Annotated in this window: 21 protein-coding genes; 5 read left to right on the top strand and 16 right to left on the bottom strand. The window is 66.6% G+C overall.

Translation table 11 applies throughout. The annotated features are described in order from the left end of the window. Nucleotides 1-85 precede the first annotated feature (85 nt). The 3 genes from WG898_RS05130 to WG898_RS05120 are packed head-to-tail and all read left to right on the top strand — an operon-like array spanning nt 86 to nt 6,572. Nucleotides 86-2,524, top strand: a complete 2,439-nt coding sequence (locus WG898_RS05130) for a hybrid sensor histidine kinase/response regulator (RefSeq protein ID WP_339601689.1) — start codon at nt 86-88, stop codon at nt 2,522-2,524. Next, nucleotides 2,521-4,764, top strand: coding sequence for a two-component system response regulator (locus WG898_RS05125; protein ID WP_339601688.1), 2,244 nt, complete (start codon nt 2,521-2,523; stop codon nt 4,762-4,764). Before WG898_RS05130 ends, WG898_RS05125 begins: the two co-directional genes overlap by 4 nt. After that, entirely contained in the window at nt 4,764-6,572 is a 1,809-nt protein-coding gene (locus tag WG898_RS05120) for a diguanylate cyclase domain-containing protein (protein ID WP_339601687.1), read from the top strand. The genes WG898_RS05125 and WG898_RS05120 overlap by 1 nt, the downstream gene beginning before the upstream one ends. A 7-nt stretch (nt 6,573-6,579) precedes the next feature. Here the strand turns inward: WG898_RS05120 and WG898_RS05115 are convergent, their stop codons facing one another. The 16 genes from WG898_RS05115 to WG898_RS05040 all read right to left on the bottom strand — a co-directional run bounded on the left by WG898_RS05115 (nt 6,580) and on the right by WG898_RS05040 (nt 21,295). Next, complete coding sequence (locus WG898_RS05115) at nt 6,580-7,935, bottom strand: methyl-accepting chemotaxis protein (protein WP_339601686.1); 1,356 nt, start codon at nt 7,933-7,935, stop codon at nt 6,580-6,582. Nucleotides 7,936-8,022: 87 nt separating this feature from the next. Next, the gene (locus tag WG898_RS05110; protein ID WP_339601685.1) at nt 8,023-8,736 is read right to left on the bottom strand and encodes an RNA polymerase sigma factor FliA; all 714 of its coding nucleotides are present in this window, start codon (nt 8,734-8,736) and stop codon (nt 8,023-8,025) included. Nucleotides 8,737-8,752: 16 nt separating this feature from the next. After that, a complete protein-coding gene (locus WG898_RS05105; protein WP_339601684.1) occupies nt 8,753-9,577 on the bottom strand; it encodes a MinD/ParA family ATP-binding protein in 825 nt (274 codons plus the stop codon). Between the two features lie 38 nt (nt 9,578-9,615). Next, a complete protein-coding gene (flhF, locus tag WG898_RS05100; protein WP_339601683.1) occupies nt 9,616-11,259 on the bottom strand; it encodes a flagellar biosynthesis GTPase FlhF in 1,644 nt (547 codons plus the stop codon). Beyond that, a complete protein-coding gene (gene flhA, locus WG898_RS05095; protein WP_339601682.1) occupies nt 11,256-13,355 on the bottom strand; it encodes a flagellar biosynthesis protein FlhA in 2,100 nt (699 codons plus the stop codon). Before flhA ends, flhF begins: the two co-directional genes overlap by 4 nt. Beyond that, nucleotides 13,352-14,533, bottom strand: coding sequence for an EscU/YscU/HrcU family type III secretion system export apparatus switch protein (locus WG898_RS05090; RefSeq protein ID WP_339601681.1), 1,182 nt, complete (start codon nt 14,531-14,533; stop codon nt 13,352-13,354). The genes flhA and WG898_RS05090 overlap by 4 nt, the downstream gene beginning before the upstream one ends. A gap of 129 nt (nt 14,534-14,662) precedes the next feature. Further along, a complete protein-coding gene (locus tag WG898_RS05085; RefSeq protein WP_339601680.1) occupies nt 14,663-15,298 on the bottom strand; it encodes a protein phosphatase CheZ in 636 nt (211 codons plus the stop codon). A gap of 26 nt (nt 15,299-15,324) precedes the next feature. Beyond that, entirely contained in the window at nt 15,325-15,717 is a 393-nt protein-coding gene (gene cheY, locus WG898_RS05080) for a chemotaxis response regulator CheY (protein WP_339601679.1), read from the bottom strand. Between the two features lie 27 nt (nt 15,718-15,744). Then, entirely contained in the window at nt 15,745-16,701 is a 957-nt protein-coding gene (gene motB / locus WG898_RS05075) for a flagellar motor protein MotB (protein WP_339601678.1), read from the bottom strand. 3 nt (nt 16,702-16,704) lie between these two features. Next, nucleotides 16,705-17,562, bottom strand: coding sequence for a flagellar motor stator protein MotA (gene motA, locus WG898_RS05070; RefSeq protein ID WP_339601677.1), 858 nt, complete (start codon nt 17,560-17,562; stop codon nt 16,705-16,707). Between the two features lie 234 nt (nt 17,563-17,796). Continuing rightward, entirely contained in the window at nt 17,797-18,561 is a 765-nt protein-coding gene (locus WG898_RS05065; RefSeq protein WP_339601676.1) for a class I SAM-dependent methyltransferase, read from the bottom strand. Nucleotides 18,562-18,590: 29 nt separating this feature from the next. Next, the gene (flhC, locus tag WG898_RS05060) at nt 18,591-19,127 is read right to left on the bottom strand and encodes a flagellar transcriptional regulator FlhC (RefSeq protein WP_285231378.1); all 537 of its coding nucleotides are present in this window, start codon (nt 19,125-19,127) and stop codon (nt 18,591-18,593) included. Nucleotides 19,128-19,160: 33 nt separating this feature from the next. Continuing rightward, entirely contained in the window at nt 19,161-19,484 is a 324-nt protein-coding gene (gene flhD, locus WG898_RS05055) for a flagellar transcriptional regulator FlhD (protein WP_339601675.1), read from the bottom strand. Nucleotides 19,485-19,686: 202 nt separating this feature from the next. Next, nucleotides 19,687-20,223, bottom strand: a complete 537-nt coding sequence (flhC, locus tag WG898_RS05050) for a flagellar transcriptional regulator FlhC (protein WP_285231378.1) — start codon at nt 20,221-20,223, stop codon at nt 19,687-19,689. A gap of 33 nt (nt 20,224-20,256) precedes the next feature. Beyond that, nucleotides 20,257-20,580, bottom strand: coding sequence for a flagellar transcriptional regulator FlhD (flhD, locus tag WG898_RS05045; RefSeq protein WP_339601674.1), 324 nt, complete (start codon nt 20,578-20,580; stop codon nt 20,257-20,259). A gap of 208 nt (nt 20,581-20,788) precedes the next feature. Further along, nucleotides 20,789-21,295 carry a hypothetical protein gene (locus WG898_RS05040; RefSeq protein WP_339601673.1) on the bottom strand — a complete coding sequence of 169 codons (507 nt, stop codon included), beginning with the start codon at nt 21,293-21,295 and terminating at the stop codon, nt 20,789-20,791. Between the two features lie 655 nt (nt 21,296-21,950). Between WG898_RS05040 and WG898_RS05035 the strand changes: the two genes are divergently transcribed. Both WG898_RS05035 and WG898_RS05030 read left to right on the top strand, forming a co-directional pair. After that, on the top strand, nt 21,951-22,790 hold the full coding sequence (locus tag WG898_RS05035) for a flagellin N-terminal helical domain-containing protein (protein ID WP_339601672.1): 840 nt from the start codon (nt 21,951-21,953) through the stop codon (nt 22,788-22,790). A 383-nt stretch (nt 22,791-23,173) separates the two neighbouring features. Further along, on the top strand, nt 23,174-24,019 hold the full coding sequence (locus tag WG898_RS05030; protein ID WP_339601671.1) for a flagellin N-terminal helical domain-containing protein: 846 nt from the start codon (nt 23,174-23,176) through the stop codon (nt 24,017-24,019). The last annotated feature ends 154 nt before the right edge of the window (nt 24,020-24,173 follow it).

Genomic DNA, 24,173 nt, shown 5'->3' with positions numbered 1-24,173 from the left:
TTTGCCAGCCGCATGCCGATCACCTCGTGTGGACCCGCATGACCTGACCCCGGGTCCACGCACAGGGACAGGCTTGCAACACCCAATGACAACACCCGAGCCCATCGAATGGAGCCCCGACGAGGAGCCCGCCGGCCACACGCCGGCGCTGCTGCGTGCCTCGCCCGAGATCCAGGCGATCGCGGACCAGCTGCCGCTGGGCGTGCTGGTGATCGAGACCAGCGTGGCGCGCATCCTGCATCTGAACCGAGAGGCCGAGCGCCTGCTAGTGCTGCGCCGCGCCCAGGTGCTGGGTCATGCGGCCAGCCAGCATCTGGACCCGGCGTTGGCCGAGCTGTGCCAGCCGGCGCGCTGGCGCCAACTGGAGGGCGCACGCCAGGCCGGGCGCGAAGACCTGCGCCTGCAGACCGCCTTCGGGCTGCGCTGGCTGCAGGTGCAGCGCAGCCTGGTCAGTTGGACCGGCGCGCGCCGGGCGGTGGGCCTGATCAGCCTGCAGGACGCCAGCGCCAAGCGCCAGCTCGAGCGGGCGCTGCAGGAAAGCGACACGCGTTTTCGCGAGGTCACCGACTCGGTGCGCGAATGCCTGTTCGTCACCACCCCCAGCTGGGACCGCCTTCATTTCAGCTCGCCGCTGCTGCTCGACACCCTGGGCTTGACGCCCAGCGAGCTGCGCAAGGCACCGCAGCTGTTCGAGCAGCGCGTACACCCCGACGATCGTGCGCTATACGCGCGCCGCCTGCAGGCCCAGGCCGAGGGCCAGCCCAGCGACATGGTGCTGCGCATCCTGCACCCCGCCAAGGGCCTGCGCTGGGTGCGGCTGCGCACGCGGCTGCAACCGCATGCCCATGGCCAGTCGCTGGTCTACGGCATCCTTGCCGACGTCAGCGACGAGCAGGCCCGCCAGGCCGAGTTGCAGCGCGCGCGCGATCTGGCGGAGGCCGCCAGCCAGGCCAAGAGCGCCTTTATGGCAAATATGAGCCACGAGATGCGCACTCCCATGAACGGCATCATGGGCATGACCCAGTTGCTGCTCGGCACGCCGCTGCAGGACGAGCAGCGCGGCTATGCCCAGGCCGCCTTCCGCAGCGCCGAGACCCTGCTGCGCCAGATCAACAATGTGCTGGACTTCGCCCAGGCCGAGTCGGGCCAGCTGGCGCTGGCGCTGGACGCATGCTCGCCGCGCCTGCTGGCCGAAACGCTGCTCGCACAACACGCGCCGGCGGCGCGCGCCAAGGGCCTGCGGCTGCTGCTCGAATGCGGCGCGGGCCTGCCACTGGAGATCCAGGCCGATGCGCTGCGCCTGTCGCAGCTGCTCGACAAGCTGCTCGACAACGCCATCAAATTCACCGCGCGCGGCGAGGTCAGGCTCAAGCTTGAAGTCGACGCCGAGCAGTTGCATTTCCATGTGCAGGACAGCGGCATCGGCATGGCGGCCGAGGATCTGCCGCGCCTGTTCTCGGCCTTTACCCAGGGCAACGCCAGCCTGGCACGCCCGCACGAGGGCAGCGGCCTTGGCCTGAGCATTGCGCAGGGCTTGGTCAAGCTGATGGGGGGGCGGATCCATGCGCTCAGCACGCCGGGCGTCGGCTCATGCATCACCGTGAGCCTGCCGCTGGAAGCGCCGATCGAGAAGGAATTGACGGATGCCCACGGCGCTCAGCGAACATCCGGATTGACGCCCTTTTCCGGACGCTCCATTCTTGTAGTCGAAGACAATGAGACCAATCAAGAAGTTATCCGAGAAATGCTGCTGCAGCTGGGTTGCCGTGTACGCCTTTGTGCGGACGCGCTGAGCGGCTTGCAGGCATTGTGCGAGGAGCAGTTCGACCTGGTGATGATGGACATCCACATGCCGGGTATGGACGGCATGGAGGCCTTGAGCTGGTTCCGCAAGGGACCGACGCAGCAGTTCAGGTTTTTGTGCCCGCCCAGCACCAAGGTGGTGGCGGTCACGGCCAACGCCCTGGACGGCGATGAACTGCGCTTGCGACAGCATGGCTTTGATGGCTACCTGCCCAAACCCGTCCGACAAAGCCAGTTGCTCGACATGCTAACGCTCAGCATTCCTGACGCCGCCTCTTCGCCCACCGATGCCAATGCCGACCCCAGCCCGCTTGAGGGACGCACCATGACTGCCACACCCGAACCCATGTCCGGTGCGCCCGCCCTGCTCGACAGCCAGGCGCTGGCGCGTTTGCGCGAACTCGACCCGGACGGTAGGAACCAGTTGCTGCAGCGCGTCGTGCAGGCCTTCCTGAAATCGCTGGAGCGCCTGCTGCCCGAGCTGGCCCAGGCCCGTGCCGGCGCAACGCCGGACCTGGCTGCGGTGCGGCATGTGGCCCACACCCTAAAATCCTCCTCGGCCAGCCTCGGTGCCATGGAGCTGTCAAGGCGTTGCGCCGATATTGAGGCGATGGTGCGCAACAACCAGTCCGAGGGCCTAGACTCGCTACTCGACGGCATGCAGGACGAGGTGGAACGTGTGCGCCATGCCCTGAGCGAGCTTTTGACGGGTCCGCAATGAATGCAGTAGATCAAAGCCTGGACGCCGACCTGCCCGAGCAGGCACGGGTGCTGCTGGTCGACGACGACGAGGTCAACCTCCTGCTCACCGCGATTGCCCTGCGCGAGCGCGGCTTCGACATCACCGAGGCCACCGGCGGCGCCGAGGCCCTGAAGGTGATTGGCGAATGGTCGCCCGACGTGATCGTGCTCGACGCCATGATGCCCGAGCTCGACGGCTTCGAGACCTGCCAGCGCCTGCGGGAGATGCCCGGCTTCGAATCCACCCCGGTGCTGATGCTCACCGGCCTGGACGACGATGCCTCCATCACGCGCGCCTACCAGGTGGGCGCGACCGACTTCTTCGTCAAGTCCACCCAATGGAGCCTGCTGGCCGGGCGCCTGCGCTACCTGCTGCGCAGCTCGCGCACCCGCATCGAGCTGGAGCGCAGCAAGGCGCGCCTGGCGCGCGCGCAAGACCTGGCACGCATGGGCAGCTTCGAGTGGCACCGCGGCGTGGGCCATTTCACCCTCGCCAACGAGGCGCTGCGCGTGTTCGGCCATGGGCCGCATGAGCATCTGGACTTCATCAGCGTGATGCGCATGGTGCCGCGCGAGGAGCGCATGCTGTTCATGCGCCTCTTGCGCGACGTCATCGCGCACAATTCGGTGCTGGTGACCGACCTGCCCGTGACGCTGCTGGACGGGCGTTCGCGCGTCATCCATATCGAGGCCGAGCCCGAGTTCAACGAACATGGCAACGCCAGCGGCTATACCGGCATCCTGCAGGACGTGACCGACCGCCGCATGGCCGAGGACAAGATCCGCCAACTGGCGAATTTCGATGCCCTCACCGGCCTGCCGAACCGCCGCCAGCTGATCTGGCGCGCCGAGCGCGCCATCGAACAGGCGCGCCGCGTCGGCCATGAGGTGGGCCTGCTGCTGATCGACCTGGACCGCTTCAAGGTCATCAACGACACCCTGGGACACGCCGCCGGCGACGAGTTGCTGATGGAAGTGGGCCGGCGCCTGCGCGCCTGCGTGCGCCACTCCGACCAAGTGATGGAGGGCATGCTGGAATCGGTGGGCGGGCGTTCGCACCGCACGCTGGAGGCGGTGGGCCGGCTGGGCGGCGACGAGTTCGTCGCCCTGCTGCCCGAGGTGGCCGACGAGCGCGATGCCGAGCGGGTGGCGCAGCGCGTGCTGGACGCCATGCGCGAGCCCATCTTCATCGCGGGCCAGGAATGCTTCGTCACCGCCAGCGTCGGCATCGCCATCTACCCGCGCGACGGCCTCACCATGGCCGACCTGCTGCGCAATTCCGACGTCGCCATGTATGCGGTGAAGAGCCAGGGCCGCAATGCCTCGGCGCTCTACACCCCCATGCTGGCGGGCCGCGGGCGCGAGAAGCTGGAGCTCGAATCGGCCCTGCACAAGGCCATCGAACGCGACGAGATCGTCTTGCACTACCAGCCCAAGATCGATGTGCGCGGCGCCCGCATGGTCGGCGCCGAGGCGCTGATGCGCTGGCAGCGCGGCGACAAGCTGGTACCGCCGGGCGACTTCATCCCGCTGGCCGAGGAGACCGGCCTGATCGTGCCTCTCTCGGAATGGGCGCTGCGCGAGGCGGCGCGCCAGGCCAAGGTCTGGCAGCTCAATTTCGGCTTCAGCGATTCGATCGCGGTGAACCTGCCGAACCGCCTGTTCGAGCGCTCCGACCTGGTCGAGCATATCCACCAATGCGTCAGCGCCTACGGTGTGCCGCACCGCGCGATCCAGCTGGAGATCACCGAGACCGGCCTGATGAAGGATTTGCAGAACGTCATCCCGGCGCTGCACCGCTTGAACGAGGTCGGCGTGGAAATCTCCATCGACGACTTCGGCACCGGCTATTCATCGCTGGCCTACCTCACCACCCTGCCGATCTCCGAGGTGAAGATCGATCGCAGCTTCGTGCGCGACCTGGGCATCACGCCGCAGAGCTCGGCGGTGGTCACCGCCATCATCGCCTTGGCGCGCTCGCTGGGCCTGCGCGTGATCGCCGAGGGCGTCGAGACGCTGCGCCAGATGGAGGTCTTGCACCGCCTCGGTTGCAGCGTGATGCAGGGCTTTCTGTTCAGCAAGCCGCTGGCGCCCGATGACCTGGAGCGCTGGCTGGCCCAGACCGTGCTGCCGCGCAAGGCGCCCTGGATCGCCCAGGCCAGCGCCGAGGATGCGGTGGCGAGTGAACTGATGCGGCCCATCAGCGGCCAGCAGCGCTGATGGACGAGGGCAAACGCAGTCCGCAGCCACCAGCGCAACTGGCCAAGGGCGCGCTGCGCCGGCTGATGCTGGACAAGCTCGAGCCCACGCCCGAGAACTATGCGCGCGCCTATGCGGCCGAGGCTGGCGATGCCGCCCCCGCGGGCCCCAGCGACGGCTGGCCCGAACGTGGCCAGCCGGTGCTGGCCAAGCTGCTGGCGATCGGCGTGAACGAGTTGCAGGCACGCCAGGACCTCAACGCCATGCTGCGCGCGGGCCGCTGGGACGAAGCCATCAAGGTGCTGGAGCGCATCCAGCAAAGCAGCGGACCGGCGGTGATTGCCGAGGCCATGGCCAGCGTCACCGAACGCCTGGTACGCGGCTTGGAGCGCGGCGGCCGCCAATGGACACTGGCACGCAAGAAGGATGGGCTGGCGCGCGTGCTGGAGAGCAATCGCAACGATCCGCAGCGCCTCGTGAACCGCTTGCGCCAGCTGGTGGCGAGCTGGGACAGCGATGTCAGCGACACCAGCGTCGACGCACTGCAGGACGAGGAGCCGGGTGGCACGCCCAGCCAGTTCTTCAGCGAGGAAGAACAGGCACTGGACACCAGCGCGCCGCCCGCGCCGGGGCTGCAGGCATGGCCGCAACTGGGCCAGAGCCTGCACCAGACCGTCCAGCATGCCTTGCCGGCGCTGGACGAGCGCGCCGACGCGCTCAAGCACGAACTCGAAGCCTGCCTGGCCGAGGTGCGCGCGCATGGCGCCACGCCGCAACGCGCCGAGGCCATGGAGGCCCTGTGCCAGCGCGCGCGCCGCATGCTGGACCATCGCCACCATCTGTTCGGGCAGTTGGGCGCACTGTGCAAGGAGCTCAGCGCCAGCATGGTGGAGTTGGCCGAAGACGATTCCTGGGCGCGCGGCCAATGCGAGGCCATGAGCGAGGCGCTGGAGCAAGGCGTTAGCTCACGCGTGGTGCGCATGGTGGACGAGATGCTGGGCGGCACGCGCCGGCGCCAGCGCGCCTTGCGCGAGGAGCGCCGCAAGGCGCGCGATTCGCTCAAGACCCTGATCCACCAGATGCTGGCCGAGCTGGCCGAGCTGGGACAGCACACCGACCGTTTCAGCGACAACGTGGGGCGTTATGCCGAGGTGATCGAGCGCGCCGACAGCATCGAGAGCCTGGCCGGCGTGGTGCGCGAGATGGTGGAGGAAAGCCGCAGCGTGCAAGGCCTGGTGCAGGCCACCCAGGCGCGCCTGAGCGGCGAGCATGAGCGCGCCTCCAGCCTCTCCAGGCGCGTAGACGAGCTGGAGGACGAGCTGCGCAAGCTTTCCAACGAGGTGCAGACCGATCAGCTCACCAAGATCGCGAATCGCCGTGGCCTGGAGGCCGCCTTCAACACCGAGCAGGCCAAGCTGGAGCGCGAAGGCTCGGCGCTCGCGCTGGCGCTGCTGGACGTCGACAACTTCAAGAAACTCAACGACACCCTGGGCCATGCGGCCGGCGACGTCGCGCTGAGCTCATTGGCCGCGCGCGTGACGCAGATGCTGCGCCCGGGCGATTTGGTGGCGCGCTACGGCGGCGAGGAGTTCGTGCTGATGCTGCCGCGCACCCCGCTGGACGAGGCACAGCAGGTGCTGACGCGCCTGCAGCGCTCGCTCTCCGCGGCGCTTTTTATGCACGAGGGCAAGGACGTGTTCGTGACCTTCTCGGCCGGCATCACGCTCTACCGCCTGGGCGAAAAGCTCGAAGAGGCGCTGGACCGCGCCGACGAGGGCCTGTACGAGGCCAAGCGCACGGGCAAGAACCGGGCCTGCATCGTCGACTAGGCTCGCGCTAGAAGCCGAAGGCGAGGCGCAGCCCGCCCCAATGCCGGCCACCCACCATGATGGGCGCCGAGGCCTCCTTGAGCAGCACGAACTTGCCACCACCCATGTCGCGGCGGTAGGTCTGCAAGAGAAAGGGCCGCTGGTTGCGCGCCGAGGCCAGGCCGGTGCGGTCGTTGAAGATGCGGCGGTAGCGGCTGTTGGCGGTGTTCCACACCAGGTCACCGGGCCGCTGGGGCTGGCAATAACGCTTGTTGTGCGTGGCCACATAGCCGTTGCGGTCCACCGCGATGCAGTACACCACCTTGTCGCTGAGTTTCAACATGCGTTCCTGCACGGCCGGGAAGAGGCGGTCGGCAAGGCCGACGAACTCGGTCAGGTGCTGCGGCGGGTTGGTGCCGGCCATGGGCTTGTAGCGCTCGTCGAAGAGCTGGGCCTCGCTGATCTGGCGCGCGGCCAGGGCCTGCTCCAGCTGGTCGGCGATCTCGCGCGCCGCTTCCTGGGCGCCGCGGATATAGAGCGCGTCCTCCACCTCCACGCCCGAATCGGCGATGCGCTCGATCAACTCCTCGGACAGGCGCAGGAAGCGGTCGCTGCAGGCAAAGGCGGCATCCAGATAACGCATTGCCTGCTGCACCTCGCGCTCCAGCTCGCCCGAGCGCTGCGCCAGCTGCAAGGTGGTCTGCTGGCTCTGCTGCGCCGAGCCGGCGATGCGGCCCACGTCCTGCTCCACCTCGGCAAAGGCCTGGTGGATGCTGCTGTTACCGCCGCCGCTGCCACCGCCAGCCTCGCTGCGCAGTTCGCGGCTGAACTTGTCGACGCGCGCGTCCAGTTGCGCCACCGTGCCCATGATGGACTTGGACGAACTCTCGACCTGGGCCGCCAGCGCCTTGACCGCATCGGCCACCACACCAAAGCCGCGCCCGGCTTCGCCGGCACGCTTGGCCTCGACCGAGGCATTGAAGGCCACCAGCCGTGTCTGCAGCGCGATCTTGGTGATCTCGGAGGCGGCGTCGGACACCTGATGCAGGGTCTGCACGATGCCCCCAACCTCGTTGCCGACCTGCTCCAGAGCCTGGCGGGCACGCGTGACGGCGGCGCGGGTGAGTTCGGTGGCGGAGGCGATCGCCAGCTGCGACTGCTGCACCTGGCCCAGCTCGGTGGAGACGGCCGCCATGGCCTGGGCCTGGGCGGCGACTACTTTCTGGGTGTCTTCGAGCGCGCCGCGCACCTCGGCGGCGTCCTTGCCCAGCGAGGACATGCTGCGCGCCAGATGCTGCACCAGCGATGGCGAGGCCACGCCCTGCCGTTCGCCCGGCTGCGCCGGCTGCTGCTCAGAATCCTTGTGGCGGCCCCACTGCAACATCGCTGTCCCCCATGGTGATGAACGGGGGCATTGTGGGGCCGGCCGCGCCGCCCAGCTGACGGCCAGCTTACCCGGCGCGGCGGCGCTTCACCACTCGCGCAATTTCACACGCAAACGCGCGATCGCCTGGCTGTGCAGCTGGCAGACGCGCGACTCGGTGACCTTGAGCACCGCGGCGATTTCCTTCAGGTTCATGTCGTGCTCGTAGTACATGCTCATCACGTACTGCTCGCGCTCGGGCAGGTTCTTGATCGCGGCCACCAGGGCCTGGCGCATGCGGTGGTCCTGCAAGAGGGCCATCGGGTTGTTGCTGTCGTCGGCCACATGGCGGTCGAGGTAGTCCTCGTCGCCGTCGTCGCCGCTCATGTCTTCCAGATAGACCAGCTGGGTGCCACGCACCTTGCCGAGCAACTCCTGGTACTCGGTGAGGCTCACGCCCATCTCGACGGCGATCTCCGACTCCTGCGGCGCGCGGCCGAGCTTCTGCTCGAGCTTGTGCACCGCTTGCTCGATGCTGCGCTGCTGGCGGCGCGTGCCGCGGCTCATCCAGTCGCCGCCGCGCAGCTCGTCGAGCATGGCGCCGCGGATGCGCTGGGTGGCGAAGGTTTCGAACTGCACGCCCTGGCCCACGTCGAAGCGCGAGAGCGCGTCGGTCAGGCCGATCAGGCCCACCTGGATCAGATCGTCCAGCTCGACATTGGCCGGCAGCTTGGCAATCATCTGGTGCGCCAGGCGTCGCACCAAGGGGCTGTACTGCTTGATCAGGGAGGAGTTGTCGAGGCGACCTTTGGCGGTATACATCATCGGCTCCAGCTTATCAGTTGGCGGCCATCACCAGGCCCTGGGCCGGGACGGTGGCTGGACGGCGCTGCCACATGGCGCGCGGACGCAGAGGCATGGCATCGGCGGCGGACTCGGCCACCATGCCGGGCGGTGCGGCAATCAGGAGTTCGCGCGCCAGGTGGCGCAGCTCGGGCGTCATCGGGCTGCTGGCGGGCATGCGCGGATCCAGGCAGGCCCAGTCGCGCAGCACCGCGCCCAGAAAGCCATCGCCGCAGCTGCTGATCTGCGCGGCGATGCGATCGGCCAGGCGCAGCTGGGGCGAGCAGGCCAGCAAGAGGCTGTAGACCATCAGGCCGGCGCGTTGCGCCAGCCACTTCATGCCGGCATAGGCGTGGGTGACACTCATGGTGTCAGTATCTGCCAAGAGCACCGGGCGCACCTCCCGGGAAGCCACTACCCGCGCCAGTTCCGCGGCGCTGGCATGCAGCAGCACCACATCGGCATAGGGCGCGGCGTCGGTCACCACTTCCAGGAACTGGGCGGCCGAGCCGTTGGCATTGATATAGCGCATCGGCAGGCCGCGCGCGGCCAGGTAGGAGACATGCTTGGAGAGGCGCTCCACACAGGAGCCCAGGTCCACCGCGGCGAGCTCGCCGGGCTGCGGCGCCTGCTCGCCGGCGTCGATCACCAGGGTGTGCAGGCCAAGCTCGGCGAAGGCCGCGCACAGGCCTTCCAGCAGGGCACCGCCGCCCACCACATGGGGGTTGCTGACCACCGGCACGAAGCGCACGCGGGAGCTGGCGAAGAGCTTGCGCAGGCCGTCGGCCTGGTCTTGCGGGGGAGTGCTGTGGTTGCGCATGAGAGTCACCTGCTTGGGGTTACTTCTTGGTCTGGGTTTCAGTGGACGCCCATGGCGGCCGGCATGCCGGCGGCCAGCGCAGGGCCCCCTGCAAAAATCAGGTTCACGTCGGCGTTATCCATGCGCCAGGCGGCGGTCGGCTGGCTGCGCATGGCGCGTTGCACCAGGGCCGGCGCAGAGAGGCGGTGCCAGTCTTCCGGCACGCGCTGGCCATTGGCCACGCCGATGATGCGCAGCTTGTGGCGGATCATGGTGTCCAGCGCGGGCCCCAGCTTGACGGCCTCGTCGATCTTGGAGAGCACGACGCCCTGGCATTCGTTGGCGCGCCAGGCGCTCACCACATCGTCGATGGTCTCGCCCTGCTGGGCCGCGTTCACCACCAGGATCTTCTTCACGCTGGCGTGCGCAAGCATATCCAGCAGCTCGCGGGTGCGGGTGTCGCGCTGGGCCATGCCCGCGGTGTCGATCAGCACCATCTTCTTGGCGCTGAGCAGCTCCAGCAGGTCTTCCAGCGAGGCGCGGTCATGCGCGGTGTGCACCGGCACGCCCAGGATGCGGCCATAGGCGCGCAGCTGTTCGTGCGCGCCGACCCGGTAGGCGTCCAGGGTGATCAGGCCCAGCTGGCCGGCGCCATGGCGGGTGGCAAAGGCGGCGGCGATCTTGGCGGTGGTGGTGGTCTTGCCCACGCCGGTGGAACCGATCATGGCAAACACGCCGCCCTGCTCTTCCAGCGCCGGCATCGCCTCGTCGGTGAGCAGATTGCGCGCCAGCACATGGGTGGCCCATTGGTTCTCGTCGGGCGAGCCGGCCTTGTCCTCAGACCCATTCCCGTAGTGGGCCGGGCAGCCCTCCACCAGCTTGCGCACCAGCGCGGGCGAGAAGCCCACTTCCAGCAGGCGCTGGGTCAGGCGCGCCTGCGCCGGCTGGCGCTGCAGCTTTTCCATGAAGGCCAGGGCGCCGAAACGCTCCTCGATCATGCCCTTCATCGAGCGCAGCTCGTTCATCATGTCCTGCTGGTCGCGGCGCGAGGCGCTTGGGATGTCGGACAGGCTGGGCATCTCGGTGAGCGCCTTCCGCACACCGGGCATGCGGATTTCGTCGCGCAGCACCGGCGGCACGCGCGGCGCGGCGGCCGGCGCTGCGGCATCGATACGGCGCGCGTTCATGGCCTGCATAGCGGCCTGGGCGCGCTGCTGACGGATCGCGGCCAGCGAGCTGACGCCTTCGGCCTCCACGGCATCGGCGGCCTTGTCATCGGCCAGCATCGGGTCCTGCTGACCCTGCAGCTCGGCCTGGCGGCGCTTGAGCATGCGCTCGCGCACATAGTCCTGGAAGGACAGGGTGCTCATCGCCAGGGTGTTTACATCCTCGCTGACCTCGTTGCTGCCGAAACCAGGCTCATGGCGCTCGGCAATGCGTGACGCCAGCTTGCCGCGCGGGGCTTCGGCAGCTGCCTGCGGCGCCGGCGCCGGGCGCGCGGCGACGCGGCTGGGGCCGCTGACGCGCGGCGCGGTGGCGGCCACGCGTTCGATCTGGCTCATGCCCTCGGGGGCCATGGCCAGCACCTCCACGCCTTCGGCGCAGGGCTTGTTGGAGAGCACAACGGCGTCGTCGCCGAAGGCCTGGCGCACCAGGGCCATGGCCTCGCGGGAGGTGCGGGCGGTAAAGCGCTTCACATTCATGCCGTGCCTCCGATGATCGAGCCGATGCGTATGGTGTGGGTTTCAGGAATCTCGCTATGGCCCAGCACCTTCAGGCGCGGGGCGGCACGGCGCAGCAGGCGCGCCATCGGCGCGCGGATCAGGTCGGGCACCAGCAGGCAGGCGGGCACGCCGCGCTCTTCCTGGGCCTGGGTGTTCTCGGCGGCGCTGCGCGCCAGGGTGTCGGCCACGCCGGGGTCCAGCGCGGCGCCATGCGGCGAGTTCAGGGCCTGGGTCACCAGGCGCTCCAGCTCGGGTTCCAGCGCGATCACGTCCAGCTCCTTCACCGGGCCGTAGATCTGCTGCACGATGGCCGGGGCGATATGGGTACGGATGCGGCGGGCCAGCTCGGCCGGGTCGCTGACGGCGCCGGGGCCGGCGGCGTTCTCGGCGATCGATTCGACGATGGAGCGCATATCGCGGATGTGCACGCCCTCCTCCAGCAGCAGCTGGAGCACGCGTTGCAGGGTTGCGATGCCGACCATTTTGGGTATCACGTCTTCGATCAGTTGCGGTTGCAGCTTGGTGAGGTGGTCCACCAGTTGCTGCGTCTCCACCCGGCCCAGCAAACGGGCCGCGTGGACTTGCATCAAGTGTGAGAGATGGGTGGCAATCACGGTCGAACAATCAACCACGGTAAATCCCGCCATTTGGGCCATATCGCGCTGGCGGTCTTCGATCCATACCGCCGGCAGTCCGAAGGCGGGATCGGTGGTCTGGGTGCCGATCAGGCGCTGGGTCGCGTGGCCGGGGTTGATCGCGAGCCACATGCCGGGATAGGCCTCGGCCTCGCCGATCACGGCACCGCGCAGGGTCAGGCGGTACTGGCTGGGGCGCAGCTCCAGGTTGTCGCGGATATGCACGGCCGGCGGCAGGAAGCCGACCTCCTGCGCGAACTTGCGCCGCACGCCCTTGATGCGCGAGAGCAGATCGCCCTCCTTGTTCTTGTCCACCAGGGTGATGAGGCGGTAGCCGACCTCCAGGCCCAGGGTGTCCACCGGCACCAGGTCGTCCCAGCTGGCCTCGGCGTTCTCGATCGGTGCGGCCACCGGCGCCGGTGCCCGGGCGCGGGCGGCCTCGGCCTGCTGCTTGCTCCGCAGCCACCAGGCCAGCCAGCCCATGCAGGATGCGATCAGCAGGAACACCAGATGCGGCATGCCTGGGATCAGGCCCAGCATGCCGATCACGCCGGCGGTGATGGCCAGGCTCTTGGCCGAGCCGAACACCTGGCGGCCGATCATGCTGCCGATGTCCTTGTCCTTGCCGACGCGCGACACCACCATGGCGGCGGCCACCGAGATCAGCAGCGCCGGCACCTGGGCCACCAGCGCGTCGCCGACCGCCAGCAGGATGTAGGAATTGGCGGCCTGGCCGGCCGTCAGGCCATGCTGAGCCACACCGATGATGAAGCCGCCGACGATGTTGATGAACAGGATCAGGATGCCGGCCACGGCATCGCCGCGCACGAACTTGCTGGCACCGTCCATGGAGCCGAAGAAGTCGGCCTCGTCGCTGAGCTCGGCGCGGCGGCGCTTGGCCTCCTTCTCGTCGATCAGGCCCGCGTTCAGGTCGGCGTCCACCGCCATCTGCTTGCCGGGCATCGCATCCAGGGTGAAGCGCGCGCCGACCTCGGCGATGCGCTCGGCACCCTTGGTCACCACAATGAAGTTGATCACCACCAGGATGGCGAACACGATCAGGCCGACCGCGAAGTTGCCGCCGATCAGGAAGTGACCGAAGGACTCGATCACCTTGCCAGCCGCGCCGGTGCCGGTATGACCCTCCAGCAGCACCACGCGGGTGGAGGCCACGTTGAGCGAGAGCCGCATCAGGGTGGTGAGCAGCAGCACGGTCGGGAAGGCCGCGAAGTCCAGCGGCCGCAGCATATGCGCGGCCACCATCATCACCATCACCGCCATCGCGATGTTGAAGGTGAACAGCAGGTCCAGCGCGAAGGGTGGCAGCGGCAGCACCATCATCGACAGGATCAGGATCACCGCCAGCGGCGCGCCCAGGGCAGCGATGACGGCGGCACGTGGTCCCAGAAGGGCCTGCAGTTGAGCGATCAGCGCGTTCATGATGCTTGTTCAAACTCCAGGTCGTCGTCGCGCGGGGGCACAGGCTTGTTGAGCGGATCCAGCTCGGGCGGCACCTGCGGGTTGGGCATCTGCTGCGGCGCCGTGCCGTGCCCGGCCATGGCGGCGCGCAGCTGGAACACATAGGCCAGCACCTGGGCCACCGCGGCAAACAGCGCGGCCGGGATCTCGCGGTCGAGTTCGGCATGGGCGTAGAGCGCGCGCGCCAGCATCGGCGACTGCAGCACCGGCACCTTGGCCTCCTTGGCGAGGTCGCGGATCTTGAAGGCCAGCGTGTCGGCCCCCTTGGCCACCACCTTGGGCGCGGCCATGCTGGTCTCGTCGTACTTGAGCGCGACGGCGAAGTGGGTGGGATTCATCACCACCAGGTCGGCCTTGGGGACGGCAGCCATCATGCGGCGCTTGGCCATCTCGCGCATCTTGGCGCGCATCTTGGCCTTCATCTCCAGATTGCCCTCGACCTCCTTCATTTCCTGCTTCACTTCCTCGCGGGACATGCGCAGGCGCTTCATATAGCTCTGGTACTGCAGCGGCACGTCGATGAGGGCGAACAGCGCCAGTGCGATGCCCAGCATCGCCAAACCCGACATCAGCTGCTGCCCCGCATAGGCCAGCGCCGCCGGCAGCGGCACCGACATGATGCCGACGTAGGAGGCCATGCGGTCCTTCAGCACCAGCGCGCCCACCACGCCCAGCACCAGGGCCAGCAGGCAGGCCTTGAGCGCCTGGCCCAGGCCCTGCCACTGGAACAGCCTTGCCAGGCCGGCGATCGGGTTGAGGTGCGAGAACTTGGGCGCGAGCGGCTTGAAGGTCATGTTCCAGCCACCCAGGGCCAGATTGCTGGCCACCGCGGCCAGGCTCAGCACCCCGCCCACCGGCAGTATCACCAGCAGGGCACGCAGGCCCATATCGGCGAGGCGCTCGCCCATGAAACCTGGACGCGCCAGCAGTTGCGCGTCGAAGCGCAGGCCCTCGCGCACCAGTTGCTGCAGCCAGTCCAGCGCCTGCGGGGCGCCCACGCTGAGCATCACACCGGCGGTGACCATCATGGCGAAATGCACCAGGTCACGCGAACGCGGCAGCTGGCCCTCGGCCCGAGATCGTTTGATCTTCTTGGCTGAGGCCGGTAAGTTTCTGTCTTGTGCGTCTTGGTCGGCCATGGCGTGATGCACGCGAGAAGCGCGTGCCGCCATCTTGGCCGTTCAGGGCTCGTTCTTGAGCGAGAAAAGCGGGGGGATTCGGCCGGTCATTTCGACCACCCCCCTCGACCGGCTAGGCCGGCACAGGCATCAGAACCCCAGGCTGGCGAGCAGATCGTCCACTTCGCCCTGGTTGCTGACCACATCGGTGCGCCCCTCGGGGTTGACCACGGGGCCTTGCAGGATGTTGGGATCGACCTTCTCGCGCTGCTCGGGCGGCACCACCGAGACCAGCAGCTTCACCAGACTGTCTTCCAGATCATTGGCCAGGGTCACGACCTTGGCCACCACCTGACCGGTGAGGTCATGGAAGTCCTGCGCCATCATGATGTCGGTCAGATGCTGGTCGATATGCGCGGTGGAGTCCTCCACCTGCTTCACGAAGTTGAACACCGCGCCGCTGGCCACGGCCTTGACCGGATCGGCGGTGATGGCCTTGGCCATCTCGGCGGTGGCCGAGGTGATGCGCGCATGCTCGGCCTTGGCCTGGTCCACCGAGTTCAGCACCTTGTTGGCAGCCTCGGCCGTCTTGGTGGCGATATAGCTCAGGCGGCTGCGTGCATCGGGCAACCCGTCGGTGGCCACCTGCAGCTTGGGCATCACGCCCAGCTGCTGCATGGTGTCGTGCAGCACACGCGTGATGGTGCCGATCTGCTGGAATACCTCGGGCGAGACCGTCAGCGGGTCGGTGCCGGTATGCAGCTTGGACAGTTCTTCCATTTTCATAAAGGGCTCCCGGAAAATGGAGTTGGTCAGGCCGCAGCGGCCAGCTTTTGCATGATCTTCTGGACTTTTTCTTCCAGGGTGGCCTTGGTGAATGGTTTAACGATGTAGCCGGCCGCGCCGCTCTGGGCCGCCAGCACGATGTCTTCCTTGCGCGCCTCGGCCGTCACCATCAGCACCGGCAGGTGCTTCAGATTGGGATCTTCCTTGATGGCCTTGAGCAGTTCGAAGCCCGTCATATTGGGCATATTGATGTCGCTGACGACGAAGTCGTACTTCGACTGCTTCAGCATGCTCAGCGCTTCCACGCCATCCTCGGCCTCTTCGGCATTGTTGTAGCCGATCTCCTTCAGCAGACCGCGCACGATGCGGCGCATGGTCGAGAAGTCATCGACGATCAGAAATTTCATGTCAGTGCTCATGGCATTCCTCGCTGGGGCTAGAGGGTCTTATCGGTTCGTGGCTGGAGAACTTGAGCCATTATTAGCGGATGCGGCGGCTTGTGGTGCATCCGCGCCCTCATCCTCGTCATCCGTCACGTTTTTCAGCACGGCATCCTCGGCATCCCGGTTCATCACGATGATGGAGATGCGCCGATTCAGCGCGCCCTCGGGGTTCTTGGGCTCCAGCAGCTTGCTCGAGGCCAGGCCTTGCACCCGCAGCATGCGAGCGTCCGACAGGCCGCCAGCCACCAGCTCGCGACGCGAGGCGTTGGCACGGTCGGCCGAAAGCTCCCAGTTGCTGTAACCGCGATGGCCCTCGGGGAACGGTACGGCGTCGGTGTGCCCCTCGATGGTGAGGCGATTCGGCACCTCGGTGAGCACATTGCCGAGTTCGCGCAGCAACTCGCGCATATAGGGTTTCACCACCGCGCTGCCGCTGTCGAACATGGGGCGGTTGTTCTCGTCCACGATCTGGATGCGCAAGCCTTCCTTGGTCATGTCCAGGCGGATCTGCCCGCCCAGTGCCGCCAACTTGGGGGTGTTGGCCAGCACTTCCTTGACCTTGTCCTTGAGCTGCTCAAGGCGGCTGCGCTCGGCACGGCGCTGCTCTTCCTTGAGAGCGCGCAGATTGACGGTGTGGCGGCGTGTCTCGATGTCGCCGGACTTGACCTGGCCGCCCTGGCGGGTCAGGTCCAGGCCGCCGCCCTTCACCACATGCGAGGCGTCGCCCGAGCCCGAGCCGCCCGCCATCGACACCTTCAGCGGCGACGCGAAGTAGTCGGCAATGCCCTTCTTGTCGCCCTCGGTGGTGGAGCCCAGCAGCCACATCAGCAGGAAGAAGGCCATCATGGCGGTCACGAAGTCCGCATAGGCGATCTTCCAGGCGCCGCCATGGGCGGCATGGCCGCCCTTCTTGACGCGCTTGATGATGATGGGTTGGAGCTTCTTGGCGTCGCCGGCCATGACTTACTTCTTTTTCACGTGACCTTCGAGCTCGGCGAAGGTGGGCCGCTCGGTGGAATACAGCACCTTGCGGCCAAACTCGATGGCAACCTGGGGTGCATAACCCTGCATGGAGGCAAGCAGGGTGGTCTTGATGCATTGCAGCTCCTTGCCGCCCTCGTCCACCTTGGCCTCCAACAGGCCGGCAAGCGGTTCGGCAAAGGCATAGGCCAGCAGAATACCCAGAAAGGTTCCCACCAGGGCCGAGCCGATCATGCCGCCCAGCACCGCGGGCGGTTGACCCACCGAGCCCATGGTGTTCACCACGCCCAGCACCGCGGCCACGATGCCGAAGGCCGGCAGGCCGCCGGCGAGCCGTTGCAGCGCCTGCACCGCAGCATGGGCCTCGTGATGGTGGGTCTCGATCTCGCTGTCCATCAAGGACTCGATCTCATGCGCGTTCAGATTGCCCGACACCATCATGCGCAGATAGTCGGTGATGAACTCGGCCACATGGTGGTCATTGCCCACCGCCGGGTACTTCTGGAACAGCGGCGAACTGTGCGGATCCTCGACGTCCTTTTCGATCGACATCAGGCCCTCCTTGCGGGCCTTCTGCAGAATGTCGTAGAGCAAGGCCAGCAGCTCCATATAGCGCGCCTTGGTGTATTTGCTGCCCTTGAAGCAATCGCCCAGGCCCTTGGCCGTGGCCTTCATGGTCTTCATCGGGTTGGTGGCCAGCATCGCGCCGATGGCTGCACCGAAGATGGTGGTCATCTCGAAGGGCAAGGCGTGCAGCACCACGCCGATATTGCCGCCGTGCGCAATGAACACGCCGAAGATGCAGGCCATGGCGATGGCCCAGCCGATGATGACGAACATGAGTGATGGCCTATGGGTTACCCGGCCGCCGCGGCAGCAGCTGCAGCCGCGCGGATGGTCGATTCTCTGCCTTATCGGCCCAAAATCCCTGCGCTTGAGTGTGCCGCATGGCGCTGCGGGTCAATGCGGTCAACACCGGGGCAATCGCCCCACAAAAGAAAGCGGCGGGTCCCAACAAGGAGAACCGCCGCAAAGCACAGAGGCTGTGCTAGGAGGAGACAAGCAAGAAGTTGATCAAGAAGGCCGCGCGGGCAGTTGGTAGACCCAGAGCTGGCGCGCGCTGCCGGCTTGCAGTTGAGCATATGGTGCGACGCCGGGGATTGCAAAGTCCAGACTCACCAGGCTGGCGCCGGCGTGCATTTCTTGGCAGGCCTTGGCCCAGGCGCGCGGCATCGACTCCGGGCGCTGGAACAGATAGACCAGCGCATAGCCGCTCCAGTCCTCGGCCCACATATCGCCGCGCCGCACCTTGGCCCAAGGGCATCGCAGCGCCGCCAGCCAGGCCCAGGGCCGGCTCCATTCCACGCCATGGACGCGCGCAGCGGGATAGGCGCGGCGCAGGGCGCGCAGGCCATCGCCGATGCCGCAGCCGGCATCCAGCACCAGGGCGTCGGCGCCCAGCGTGATGTGCGCGGGAAGATCCTGCAGGGCGGCATGCGGGGTCGGGAACAGCGGCGCGTCCGACCAGGCCCGGCGCGGATAGGCCAGCACCAGCAGCGCCAGCGCCGCCAGCCAGCCCCAGCCGGGCAGACTAAGGCCGGGGCTGCTGAGCAGCAGCGAAAGCGGAAAGCCGCCGGCCACCATCAGGCGGCGCCAGCGCGGGCCATGCGGCAAGGCCAGCGCCAGGCCCAGCAGCACCGCACCCACCATGGCCACGGCAGCCTGCCCGGGGCGCAGCAGCAGATACAGGCCCCAGCAAGCGGCCCAGCTGAGCAGCGCCGGCAGCGGCCAGCGCAGCAGCCCCGCCAGGCGCGGAGCCAGGCCGACGGCCTTGGACATGGGCATCAGGGCCGCCACGTTTGGCCGGCTCAATGCATCTGTATGGCGCCCTGGGCGCGGCCCTTGCCGGCGCGGGCGGGCGGGTTGCACAGGCCGCACACATAGTGGCGCGCGATCTCGTGCGGATGCGTGACGAAATGACCGCCGCATTTGCCACACTTGGTCATGGTCAGCATGCCGTTGTCCACGAACTTCACCAGGCGCCAGGCACGCGTCACCGACAGCAGCGCCTCCAGGCCCTGCGCCTGGGTCTGCTCCAGATACAGCTGGTAGGCCTTGATGACGGTATCGATCTCGTCCATCTCCGCCACCTTGTTCAGGTACTCGTGCATGTTCAGGAACAGCGAGGCGTGGATATTGGGCTGCCAGGTCATGAACCAGTCGGTCGAGAACGGCAGCTGGCCCTTGCTGGGGCTCTTGCCCGAGACTTCCTTGTACAGCCGCAGCAGGCGCTCGTACGAGAGATCCGTCTCCGACTCCAGCACCTGCAGGCGCGCGCCCAGGTTGATCAGGGTGACGGCGCGCTCGATCTGACGTGCCTCGGTGAGGATGCTCTTGACTCGCATGGTGGCTGCTCCGGCTTGTCTTGTTATGGAAATTCAGGCCGCTTCTTGATGGCGGCCGGCCATCAAGATGGATGCATGCAGGCGCGACACGCTGTCGTTGGCCGCCGGCTTGCTGTGGCTGGTGAGCAGGCCCCAGACCAGGTCGTCGTCCATGCGGAAGCGGCACAGCAAGGTGTTGCCGGCGGCGATCTTCATCATCTGGGCCGGGCTCAGGGTGTTGAGCAAGGCGGCGGTGTCCTCCGAGATACCGAGGCGGAACAGGGCTTGTTCGCGGTCTTGGCGGATCAGGGTCTGTGCCAACATCAGGTACGACAGATTGGCTTCACGGATCTCGGTGAGGATTTGTTCGGCTTGCATGTCTGTCTCCGTTCGCATCAGCGTTTGGGGTATCAAGGTGATACGGATTGTGAAGACGCGAACAAGTTCACAACATCAGGCCAGTTCGGTGCATTGAGTCCCGCTTCTTCCCATTCGCCTGTCAGGCAAATTCCTACACACCCTGCAAGGGACGCAAAAAAGCCCGGACACGCCGGGCTTTTCTGAACCGAGCGTTTGCCTTTCAATGCATCTGTATGGCGCCCTGGGCGCGGCCCTTGCCGGCGCGGGCGGGCGGGTTGCACAGGCCGCACACATAGTGGCGCGCGATCTCGTGCGGATGCGTGACGAAATGACCGCCGCATTTGCCACACTTGGTCATGGTCAGCATGCCGTTGTCCACGAACTTCACCAGGCGCCAGGCACGCGTCACCGACAGCAGCGCCTCCAGGCCCTGCGCCTGGGTCTGCTCCAGATACAGCTGGTAGGCCTTGATGACGGTATCGATCTCGTCCATCTCCGCCACCTTGTTCAGGTACTCGTGCATGTTCAGGAACAGCGAGGCGTGGATATTGGGCTGCCAGGTCATGAACCAGTCGGTCGAGAACGGCAGCTGGCCCTTGCTGGGGCTCTTGCCCGAGACTTCCTTGTACAGCCGCAGCAGGCGCTCGTACGAGAGATCAGTCTCCGACTCCAGCACCTGCAGGCGTGCGCCCAGGTTGATCAGGGTGACGGCGCGCTCGATCTGGCGGGCTTCGGTGAGGATGCTCTTGACTCGCATGGTGGCTGCTCCGGCTTATCTTGTTATGGAAATTCAGGCCGCTTCTTGATGGCGGCCGGCCATCAAGATGGATGCATGCAGGCGCGACACGCTGTCGTTCGCGGCGGGCTTGCCATGACTGGTGAGCAGGCCCCAGACCAGGTCGTCGTCCATGCGGAAGCGGCACAGCAGGGTGTTGCCGCTGGCGATCTTCATGATTTGCGCCGGGCTGAGCGTGTTCAGCAGCGCGGCGGTCTCCTCCGAAATGCCGAGGCGAAACAGCGCCTGCTCGCGGTCGGCCCGGATCAGGCTTTGCGCCAGCATCAGGTAGGACAGATTGGCTTCGCGGATCTCGGTGAGGATTTGGTCGGCGTTCATGTCGGGCTCCTGTTGCGCTGATCGTCACAGCTCTCGTTTCAAGGTGAAACGGATTGTGTGGACGCCAACAAGTTCACGACATCAGCCCAATTCGGTGCCTGAAGTCCCGCTTCTTCCAGGGTGCCTGTCAGGCAAACACCTACAAGGCCCTCATCACGAGGGCCGGGCCGGCGCTGCGCGCCAGAGCAGCGCGCCCAGAGCGCGTCTGTCAGGCCGCCGGGGCCTCGTCGCTACACCCCATGTCCTGCAGGCGCTGCAGCTCGATCTGCACCAGGGGCAGCAGATCGGGCGCTTCATGCATCAGGCTGGCCAGCGCAGGCCCCTGCATGAGTGACTGCAGCGCTTCCTTGGCAGCCGCGTACTCGCCCAGGCCGGACATCGCAAAGCCCAGGGTGTAGAGGCTGGGGCCATGCTCGGGCGTGAGCTCCAAGGCGCGGTAGGCATGGGTCGCGGCATGCGCCAGTTCGCCCGCGCTCAGCAGCAGGGCCGCCATATCGCTGAGCAGGTCGTGGCTCAGGGGTTCATGCTCCAGGGCCTGGCTGAGCATGCTCAGGCCCAGCCCCACCCGCCCCTGCGCGGCCTCGGCAAAGGCCGCATTGCGGGCCTGCGTCAGCAGCCTCAAGGCCTGGGCGGAGCGCTCGGCGCCCTCATCGAACTCCGCGGCATGCACCGCTTGCGCGGCCATCGCTTGTGATCGCAGATTGCTTGCTTGCATATGCAACTCCATGGTCATCAATTGGGACGCCGCCCAATGCGACGCTTGGCCTGGATCACCAACACGCGTGCTCGCGTATCGACTCCAGTTGCGCAGACTTTAGGGTTGCCGCACGCGCCCATTCGCCAGAAAAGCGCCGCTGCGATGCCGCATCTCCAACCATGTGCGGCGCTGCGCCGGACGAAAACCCATACAGAGCGCGGCATCGGGCCCCCGGCCCGGCACCCGCTCCGATTCAGCATCAAGACCAGGACAAGGACGCCCCAAGACTCAGCCGAAGCCATAGCCCAGCGCCACCGGCGCTTGTGAAACGAACGGCCCTGCGCCCCGCGCAAACCGATCCAAACAACAAGCCCCCAAGTGCCGCGCTTATCAACCGATCGAGCCTATTGACAAACAGCGCTTAAGTTCCTACTTGCGCTGTCCGATAGCCATTCCAACGGGTCTGCAAAAACAGATTCGTGGTCCGGTTAGAAGGCCGCAAGTTGAGCTCCCCCTGGGGGGTGCAGGGCACAACGGTTGACTAGCGCCGGGCGGTACGTCCCCCAGAGCCGCAAGGCCGCAAGGGCCGCAAGCACGGGTGCCACACCCGGGCATCCGAGTCACGTCGGCGCTATGCCGGGAGTCTTTTCTTAAAGCTGAATAGGAGCGCATCATGCCCGCTGTTATCAATACCAATTTGCTGTCCATCACGGCACAGCGCAACACCTCCGCCACCCAGAACTCGCTGGCCACGGCCATGCAACGCCTGTCTTCGGGCCTGCGCGTCAACTCCGCCAAGGACGACGCCGCCGGCATGGCGATTGCCGAGCGCATGACCTCCCAGGTGCGCGGCATGAACGTGGCGCAGCGCAATGCCAACGACGGCATCTCGCTGTCGCAGACCGCTGAAGGCGCGCTCTCCAAGGTGAGCGACAGCCTGCAGCGCATGCGTGAGCTGTCGGTGCAGGCCCGCAACGCCACCAATACCGGTGACGACAAGGACTCGCTGGGCAAGGAGTTCTCGCAGCTGGCCGCGGAAATCACCCGCGTGCTGGGCGGCACCACCTTCAACGGCCGCGCCATCCTGGCCGGCGCATCGGGCACGCAGACCTTCCAGATCGGCGCCAACACGACCGCCAACGACGTGGTGGACGTGGTCACCAAGGACATGACGGCCGAGGCCGACATCACCGCGGTGACCGGCGCCACGCTGAACAACGGCTCGGACGCCGCGGCCATCGCGACCATCATCGACAACATCGACAAGGCCATCAAGAACGTCAGCGTGGAACGCTCCGCCCTGGGCGCCTCGCAGAATCGCTTCGATGCGGTGATCTCCAATCTGCAGATTTCGGTGGAGAACCAGAGCGCGGCGCGCAGCCGCATCCTGGACGCCGACTTCGCGGTGGAAACGGCCAACCTGAGCCGCTCGCAGATCCTGCAACAGGCGGGTAACGCGATGATTGCGCAGGCCAACCAGTTGCCGCAGCAAGTCCTCACGCTTCTTCGATGAAAGCTGGCCAGCCCCGCTGGCCTTGAGTACCCCCGCGGCTATCACCCAACAAGCGGATAGCTTAAAACCCCCAGCACAAGCCCCTTGAAACGCCGCCCGGCGGCTCGCAAGAGCCCACCGGGTGGCGTCTTCTAGTCAAAAAGGATTCAAGTCAATCCAGGTGTCGTCGATAACTGCTTCAACGAGTCCAAGCAAGTGAGAGGACCGTGGTCCGGTCAGCCGGCCCTGAGCGCCAACACCTCGTGAAGGCGGCATCGGGACAGGACGCGGACGGTGCAACACACGGCAATGGTGCGGTGGTGTTGCTGGCAAGGCCGCCTCGCAATCGGCCTGGTTATCGAACCGTAAAGACCGGAAGTCTTTGACACCGAAAGGATTGAATCATGCCCTCGATCATCAATACCAATATCCAGTCGCTGAACGCCCAACGCAATCTGTCTGCGTCGCAATCGTCGCTGGGTACATCGATGCAGCGCCTGTCCTCGGGCCTGCGTGTCAATTCGGCCAAGGACGACGCGGCCGGCCTGGCGATTGCCGAGCGCATGAACACGCAAGTGCGCGGCATGAACGTGGCGATCCGCAACGCCAACGACGGCATCTCGCTGGCGCAGACCGCTGAAGGCGCGCTCTCCAAGGTGGGCGACGCGCTGCAGCGCATGCGTGAACTCTCGGTACAGGCGCGCAATGCCACCAACACCGGTGACGACAAGGATTCGCTGGGCAAGGAATTCGCCCAGCTGGCCACCGAGATCACCCGCGTGATCGCCGGCACCACCTTCAACGGCAAGGCCATCCTGGCTGCCGATTCGGGCACCCAGACCTTCCAGATCGGCGCCAACACGACCGCCAACGACTCGGTGGACGTGATCACCAAGGACATGACGGCCGAAGCCGACATCACCGCGGTGACCGGCGCCACGCTGAACAACGGCTCCGACACCGCCGCGCTGGCCACCATCATCAACAACATCGACACCGCGATCAAGAACGTCAGCACCGAGCGCGCCACCCTCGGCGCCTCGCAGAACCGCTTCGACGCCGTGATCTCCAATCTGTTGGTGGCGGTGGAGAACCAGAGCGCCGCACGCAGCCGCATCATGGACGCCGACTTCGCCTCCGAGACCGCCAACCTGAGCCGCGCGCAGATCCTGCAGCAGGCCGGCAACGCGATGGTGGCGCAATCCAACCAGCTGCCGCAGCAGGTGCTGACGCTGCTGCGAGGCGGTTGAACAAAATCCCTCCGGCCCTCGGCTCCGCTCACCGCGTCTGCGGTGGCGGAGCTTTTCTATTGGCCGTTGTTTCGCCTCCTAATTGAGCTTTCGCGGCGCGCGCTCACTCGCAGAATCCAATCCATCGGGCTTGCATTTCTGGCCCGAGATCCGG

The organism is Paucibacter soli (genome assembly GCF_037482845.1).
In the GTDB taxonomy this organism is placed as follows: Bacteria; Pseudomonadota; Gammaproteobacteria; order Burkholderiales; family Burkholderiaceae_C; genus Paucibacter_B; species Paucibacter_B soli.
Note: the sequence above shows the minus strand (reverse complement) of the source record. Positions and strands in the feature narration are given on the sequence as shown.